We start from the raw sequence: 6,404 nt of genomic DNA on the forward strand, positions 1-6,404 counted from the left end.
CGTAAGTATTTGTTTTTACATCACTTTTAAGATCATGATGCGGTGCACCAAAGTTTGACCATAATTGTCGCGAAATAGCTGTCGCAGTTACACACATCGGGGACCCGATTCATGCGCATTCATCGCATTACAAAAGTTTGTTCCGGTACGCCGGCCGCCGCATTTGCGGCGCTTGGCTGTGCGGTGCTTGGCGCCCATTCGGCGGCGGCCCAGACTCCCTATGACGGAATTTGGAATGTCACGATCGTGACCAAGGCCGGATCGTGCGAACCGACCGTGCGCTCGACCCTCACGGTGGCCGACGGCAAGATTTCAGCACCCGGTTCCGATGCCGCAGGCACGATCGGCCACGAGGGACTTGTGCGGGTGTCGATCAATGGTGCATATGCGAACGGCCAGCTGAGTGGCAATGCCGGATGGGGGACGTGGAATGGAGCATCTGCGGGAGTACCGTGCAGTGGCCGATGGGAAGCTTCACGTCAATAACGGCAACAAGAAATCCCTCGTTATCACTGTCACGCGGCGCCTGATTTTTGCAGCCGCAGCGATGCTGGTTGCATCCACCTGGAGCACCGGTAGCTACGCGCAGTCCGGCGGGCCATTTGCGGGCATGGCGGGTGTGTGGAGCGGCGCGGGCACCGTGACACTGGACGACGGCTCGACCGAGCGCATCCGTTGCCGCGCGACCTATGCGGTCGGCGCCGGCGGCAATGGTCTGCAACAGACGCTGACCTGTGCAAGCGACAGCTACAAATTCAATCTGTCGAGCAACGTCATGGCGCAGGGTTCTGCGATTGCAGGGACGTGGAACGAAAGCACCCGCAACATCAATGGCAACATCGAAGGACGTGCGGGCGGTGGCGTGGTTCAGGTTATCGCCAACGCGCCTGGATTTTCCGCGAACATTTCCCTGACGACGCGAGGCAACAAGCAATCGGTGATCATCAGGTCCGAGAACCAGTTCAAGGGCGCTTCGATTACGCTGACGCGAAGCTAATTCCTGACCGAGACAAAATCGCCGGCGGCTCGCCATCTCGGAGCCGCCGGCTTCTATTTGTCCGGCACAAACGCCGTCACTTCGATCTCGACCTTGGCCCGGGCGTCGACGAGTCCGCCGATATAAAGCAAGGTCGAGGGCGGAAAATTCTTAGCCAAGGTTTCGCGCCAGGCCGCGCCGATCCCGGCGCCTGCCGCCTCGTATTCGCTCCTGCTCGTCAGATACCAGGTCAGCCGGACGATATGCTCGGGGCCAGCGTCCGCTTCCGCGAGCAGGCGGATGATGCGCTTCAGCGCCGTGCCGACCTGAGCTGCCATGTCAGGCGAATATTCGCCCTTTTCGTCGCCGCCGGTCTGGCCGGCCAATACGATCCAGCGTCCGGGAGCCTCAACCACCACGCCGTGGGAAAAGCCGCGCGGTTTCGACCAGTCGGCTGGTTGCAAGATGCGCATCGGAATCCTCCTGAATATCGCGCGAGTTCGCCTCGTCGCGCATTATAGCATCGGCAACTTTGTCCGTTGCAAACGGCGGCGGGCTCGACGATACCGGCTTGCTTGGCGGACGTCTCGTCCGTCACATCGCCATAGGCCGGGTTGTTTGTCTGCTCCAATGAACCGAACGCCGTCAAAACCGAGGGCCGCGCTGTGGATGGCGGGCTGGCTCAGCCTGATGCTGGTGGTGGCCGTCGCCGGCCGTGAGGCCACGCGCGAACTCAATGTCTTCCAGATCATGGAAATCCGCTCAGCGCTCGGCCTTCTGATGCTGTATCCCCTGATCCGTCTCGCTGGAGGTTTTGCGGCGTTACGGACGTCGCGGCTGCGCCTGCATGCCGGCCGCGGCCTGCTCCACTATGCGGCCCAGCTCGGCTGGTTCTACGCGCTGACGCTGATTCCGCTCGGACAGGTGGTGTCGCTCGAATTCACGATGCCGATCTGGACCGCGATCCTGGCCGCAAGCTTTCTCGGCGAGCGCATGACCGTCTGGAAGATCGCCGCCATCGCGTTGGGCCTGATCGGCGTCTTCGTTATCGTGCGTCCCGCGACAGGAGAGATCAATCCGGGCCAATTGATTGCGCTCGCGGCCGCAGTCGGCTTCGGCACTTCGGTCGCCATTATGAAATCGTTGACGCGCACCGAGACGACGGTGGCGATCGTGTTCTGGATGCTTGCCGTCCAGGTCGTGGCGGGCGCACTCCCCACTGTCTACGTCTGGGTATGGCCGTCGCCTTATGTCTGGGGCTGCGCGATCGCGGTTGCTATCAGCGGGACCTTCTCCCACTTCTGCATGGCGCGCGCGATGCTGTATGCGGACGCCACGATCGTATTGCCGATGGATTTCCTTCGCGTTCCCTTGACCGCTGCGGCGGGCTGGATGATTTACGGCGAACGGATGGACGGCTTCACCGTGCTGGGGGCGATGCTCATTCTGACCGGCAATCTCCTGAACCTGAAGCCGCCGGCGCCAAGGCCTGCGGCGGTCAAAGCCTGAGCTGGTTTGGCTGCGGCTGGGTCGTCGACGCTATTTCCCGGCCGCCTTGCGCAAGGCGTCGTTGATCCGGTCCTGCCAGCCGGGGCCGCCTTCCCGGAAGTATTCGAGAACATCCTGATCGATCCGTAACGAGACCTGTTCCTTCACGCCGGGAAGCGTGACCGTTTTCGGCGGCGCTTCCGGTTCCTTCTTGGTCGCCTTCTTGAACGCGGCTTCCGCTTCGGAGCGGGCATCGTTCAGGGTTCGCCGTCGCCTTGGTTGGTCTGGCACGATCAGATTCCTTCAAACAGAGCCGTTGAGAGGTAGCGCTCCGAGAACGAAGGCACAATCGCAAGGATGACCTTGCCCGCGTTTTCCGAACGTTGTCCCAGCTTGAGGGCTGCCTCAACCGCGGCGCCTGAGGAAATGCCGCCGGCGATCCCCTCGTTGCGCGCCAAAGCGCGCGCGGTCTCGATGGCCTCGGCGCTGCTGATCTTGACGATTTCGTCGATCACGGAGCGATCGAGGATCTCGGGAACGAAGCCGGCGCCGAGCCCCTGGATTTTGTGCGGCGAATGCTGACCGCCGGACAGTACCGCGCTTTCCTCCGGCTCGACGGCGACGATCCGCACCGAAGGTTTGCGGGCCTTCAACACCTGCCCTACCCCTGTAATGGTGCCGCCGGTTCCGACGCCCGCGACAAAGACGTCGATGTTGCCTCCGGTATCGTTCCAGATTTCCTCAGCCGTGGTCTGGCGATGAATTTCCGGGTTGGCGAGATTCTTGAACTGCTGGGGCATGACGGCTTTAGGCGTGGTTCGCACCAGCTCTTCGGCGGTGGCGATCGATCCCTTCATGCCCTGGGCGGCTGGGGTGAGGATAATTTCCGCGCCAAGGAAGGCCAGCATCTTGCGCCGTTCGGTCGACATCGACTCCGGCATTACGAGCTTCAACCGATAGCCGCGCGAGGCGGCCGCGAAAGCCAGCGCAATCCCGGTATTTCCCGAAGTCGGTTCGATCAGGACGGTATCGGCATCAATGAGACCGGCCTTTTCCATCGCCACGATCATGGCAACGCCGATGCGATCCTTCACACTGGCGGCAGGACTGAGATATTCCAGTTTGGCTAAAATGGTCGCTTTCGTCCCGCGCTGCTGCGGCAACCGTACCAATCGCACGATCGGCGTATCGCCGATTGCTTCCACGATGCTGTCGAACACCCGGCCCCGGCCGCGATGCTGCATAGCACGCGTCGATGACAATTTCTCCATGGCGCATTTCTCCGATGCGTGTCGATGTTTGGATGAGACGCTCGCTTTTTATAGCGGTGAAAGCGTGTCGCAGTTCAAGCATTCCTGCGCCACAGTTCGCTGCATCGCAAAAATGCGTCCCGCACCAAATAACGTAAAACCAACGCATTTGTGTTGCGACATCGTCAAACAAACTATTGTATGGTGCTGGTGGTGACGACCTTCCGAAGTTTGTGCTTCCTCGCAGTACGCGCACTTCCATAGGCGGCGCTAGGCTCACTCTGATCGCAAAGGAGGCCACGATGTCAGCAGCTGCTGAAGTCCTGTCCACCCTCTCGCATAATCCCCGTGGGAGTGATCTGCCGACGTGCCCTGTCTGCGCGGATTCCATGGTGGCTGCTGAAGCGTCAGCCTACCTGGCGGACGACATCATCAGCTACCTCTGGACCTGCGATACCTGCGGTTACGGCTTTGTGACCAAGCATTCGCTCAAGCGTTTCGCGTGTAACTGAGTTCCAATCGTCGCTAGTTCTTTGCCGGTACGGAACCCTAGCGCGCCGCGATGTCGCCCTTTTCCCAGTCGCCGCGCGTCTGCTCGCGAAAACTGGCGAACGTCCCCTGTGAGATCGCTTGCCGGATCCCGTTCATCAAATGTTGATAGTAGGCGATGTTGATTTCCGACAGCAGCATTGCGCCCAGGGTCTCGCCGGACCTGACGAGATGATGCAAATAGGCGCGCGAACAATTGCGCGTGGACGGCCAGGAACTGGTTTCATCGAGCGGCCGGGGGTCATCGGCGTGGCGTGCGTTGCGCAGATTGATCTGGCCGTACCGCGTGAACGCCATGCCGTGGCGGCCGTTACGGGTCGGCATCACGCAATCGAACATGTCGACACCGCGCGCCACCGCTTCCAGCATGTCGTCCGGTGTTCCCACGCCCATCAGATACCGCGGACGCGCGTCGGGGAGAAAGGGCGCTGTCTCCTCGATCATTGCGAGCATGACTGATTGCGGTTCGCCGACCGCGAGCCCCCCGATTGCATAGCCGTGAAAGCCGATCTCAACGAGGCCTTGCGCGCTCACGCGCCGCAGCTCCGGAACATCGCCGCCCTGGACGATGCCAAACAGCATGTAGCCGGCAGGCGCGGTCTCGAACGCCCGCTGGCTGCGCTCCGCCCAGCGCAGCGACAATTGCATGGCGCGCTCGATATCGCCGTGTTCGGCCGGCAACCGGACACACTCATCCATCTGCATCGCGATGTCGGAGCCGAGCAGCCGCTGCACTTCGATCGAGCGTTCCGGCGACAATTCGACCATCGCGCCGTCGATATGGGAGCGAAAGGTGACGGCAGCTTCCCTCACCTTGCGAAGCTCTGAGAGCGACATCACCTGAAAGCCGCCGGAATCGGTCAGCATCGGACCGTTCCAGCCGGTGAAATGCTGCAGGCCGCCGAGCGCCGCGATCCGTTCCGCGCCGGGCCGCAACATCAGATGATAGGTGTTGCCGAGCACGATATCGGCGCCGGCGTCGCGAACCTCGCGCCAGTGCATGCCTTTCATGGCGCCCGCAGTGCCGACCGGCATGAAGGCCGGCGTTCGCACCACGCCGTGCGGCGTCGTCAACTGGCCGGTTCGGGCCCCGCCGTCGGTTGCAAGCAGTTCGAAGTGGTTGGCAACGGTCATCGAAGCGGCTTATCGCGTAACAAAGGCGCCCTGTTCAACCGTTTGCTTTGCGGTTTTCGTGGCAAAATCAGTTGACGTCGCGTTCAGTCTTGCCCATAAGTCCGGCCCCATGATGACCGCGACCGCCAAAACCACGACCAAAACCAAGCCCTCTGGGGGCTCGGGAGGCGTGCGCGCGTAGTCGAACGATCGCATCATCTGATCCGAAGCCCCGCCACCGAAAGGTCCGGGGCTTTTTCAAGATCCTTGCAAATGCGCCTGGCATATAGCTGGTCGACGATCGCGTCAGAAACTATTTCCCGATGCCAATCGAAGCGTCAGAGCAGGACGAGGTCCTGGTCGGGCGCATCCGCCGGGATCTCAGTGATCCAATCGGCCATTCGATCTCGCTGTTCGTCGCCGCCGATCAATTACTGAAGGGCGCGGCGCTCAATGCCATCCAGATCGCTGAGCTGTTGCCGTAGGCTTGCCACGGCGCACAATCACAAAAAGCATGTCCGTCTATCGGCGGACATAGCGACGAAAGCCAGCATCAACTGGCGTGCATTTGCCTATGGCATTGCGCATTTATCGGTATGGTGGGCTGATGCCGCCAGGCACCGCAGGGAGACGATGATGAAGTCAGTGATCGCCACAATCGCGGCTGTTCTTTTGTCCGTGCACGCCACGGCGGCCGAGAACTTCCCGAACCGGTCGCTCACACTCGTCGTCGCGGCAGCGGCCGGGGGCACGACGGACGTACTGGCCCGGATCGTAGCAAGGCGCATGGGCGAAGACCTCGGCCAGTCTGTCGTCGTCGAGAACGTGACCGGCGGCGGCGCCACGGTCGGAACCCGCCGCGTGGTCCGCTCGGATGCCGACGGCTACACGCTGATCTTCGGCAATATGGGTTCGCTGGCCGCGAATTTCTGGCTGTTTCCGAATATCGGCTTCGATCCGCGCCAGGACCTCGCGCCGGTCGGTCTTGTCGCGATCGTACCCATGGTTCTCTCCGTGAGCAAGAAGAG

Annotated in this window: 9 protein-coding genes and 1 pseudogene; 6 read left to right on the forward strand and 4 right to left on the reverse strand. The window is 61.5% G+C overall.

Translation table 11 applies throughout. The features are described 5' to 3' along the window. The first annotated feature begins 111 nt into the window (after positions 1–111). Entirely contained in the window at positions 112–486 is a 375-nt protein-coding gene (locus WB528_RS13750; protein ID WP_423888962.1) for a hypothetical protein, read from the forward strand. Next, positions 431–997 (forward strand): hypothetical protein, encoded by a 567-nt coding sequence (locus WB528_RS13755; RefSeq protein ID WP_423888963.1) that lies wholly within the window; start codon positions 431–433, stop codon positions 995–997. Before WB528_RS13750 ends, WB528_RS13755 begins: the two co-directional genes overlap by 56 nt. Before the next feature lie 53 nt (positions 998–1,050). On the opposite strand, the gene WB528_RS13760 is transcribed toward WB528_RS13755, so the two are convergent. Then, positions 1,051–1,449, reverse strand: coding sequence for a RidA family protein (locus WB528_RS13760; RefSeq protein WP_423888964.1), 399 nt, complete (start codon positions 1,447–1,449; stop codon positions 1,051–1,053). Between the two features lie 157 nt (positions 1,450–1,606). Here WB528_RS13760 and WB528_RS13765 point away from each other — a divergent pair, with 157 nt between their 5' ends. Continuing rightward, positions 1,607–2,485 carry a DMT family transporter gene (locus WB528_RS13765; RefSeq protein ID WP_423888965.1) on the forward strand — a complete coding sequence of 293 codons (879 nt, stop codon included), beginning with the start codon at positions 1,607–1,609 and terminating at the stop codon, positions 2,483–2,485. Positions 2,486–2,515: 30 nt separating this feature from the next. On the opposite strand, the gene WB528_RS13770 is transcribed toward WB528_RS13765, so the two are convergent. Together WB528_RS13770 and cysK are read right to left on the reverse strand one after the other, a co-directional pair. Continuing rightward, positions 2,516–2,755: a BrnA antitoxin family protein gene (locus tag WB528_RS13770; protein WP_423888966.1), complete on the reverse strand. Its 240-nt coding sequence runs from the start codon at positions 2,753–2,755 to the stop codon at positions 2,516–2,518. Between the two features lie 2 nt (positions 2,756–2,757). Then, on the reverse strand, positions 2,758–3,735 hold the full coding sequence (gene cysK / locus WB528_RS13775) for a cysteine synthase A (protein WP_423888967.1): 978 nt from the start codon (positions 3,733–3,735) through the stop codon (positions 2,758–2,760). Between the two features lie 281 nt (positions 3,736–4,016). Between cysK and WB528_RS13780 the strand changes: the two genes are divergently transcribed. Next, positions 4,017–4,226, forward strand: a complete 210-nt coding sequence (locus tag WB528_RS13780; RefSeq protein ID WP_423888968.1) for a hypothetical protein — start codon at positions 4,017–4,019, stop codon at positions 4,224–4,226. Between the two features lie 37 nt (positions 4,227–4,263). Here the strand turns inward: WB528_RS13780 and tgt are convergent, their stop codons facing one another. Continuing rightward, complete coding sequence (gene tgt / locus WB528_RS13785; protein WP_423888969.1) at positions 4,264–5,397, reverse strand: tRNA guanosine(34) transglycosylase Tgt; 1,134 nt, start codon at positions 5,395–5,397, stop codon at positions 4,264–4,266. 242 nt (positions 5,398–5,639) lie between these two features. On the opposite strand from tgt, the pseudogene WB528_RS13790 reads away from it, so the two are divergent. Then, positions 5,640–5,861, forward strand: a pseudogene (locus WB528_RS13790) (Asd/ArgC dimerization domain-containing protein); the annotation flags it as partial. A 151-nt stretch (positions 5,862–6,012) separates the two neighbouring features. Next, positions 6,013–6,404 (forward strand): Bug family tripartite tricarboxylate transporter substrate binding protein (locus WB528_RS13795; protein ID WP_423888970.1); only part of this gene is annotated, 392 nt, incomplete at its 3' end.

The sequence above is a fragment of the Bradyrhizobium sp. genome (assembly GCF_049586575.1).
In the GTDB taxonomy this organism is placed as follows: Bacteria; Pseudomonadota; Alphaproteobacteria; order Rhizobiales; family Xanthobacteraceae; genus Bradyrhizobium.

Excerpts from the sequence above, each read along its gene's own strand:
- WB528_RS13750 (WP_423888962.1), top strand. The coding sequence starts at position 112 with ATGCGCATTCATCGCATTACAAAAGTTTGTTCCGGTACGCCGGCCGCC.
- WB528_RS13755 (WP_423888963.1), top strand. The coding sequence starts at position 431 with ATGGAGCATCTGCGGGAGTACCGTGCAGTGGCCGATGGGAAGCTTCAC.
- WB528_RS13760 (WP_423888964.1), bottom strand. The coding sequence starts at position 1,449 with ATGCGCATCTTGCAACCAGCCGACTGGTCGAAACCGCGCGGCTTTTCC.
- WB528_RS13765 (WP_423888965.1), top strand. The coding sequence starts at position 1,607 with ATGAACCGAACGCCGTCAAAACCGAGGGCCGCGCTGTGGATGGCGGGC.
- cysK (WP_423888967.1), bottom strand. The coding sequence starts at position 3,735 with ATGGAGAAATTGTCATCGACGCGTGCTATGCAGCATCGCGGCCGGGGC.
- WB528_RS13780 (WP_423888968.1), top strand. The coding sequence starts at position 4,017 with ATGTCAGCAGCTGCTGAAGTCCTGTCCACCCTCTCGCATAATCCCCGT.
- tgt (WP_423888969.1), bottom strand. The coding sequence starts at position 5,397 with ATGACCGTTGCCAACCACTTCGAACTGCTTGCAACCGACGGCGGGGCC.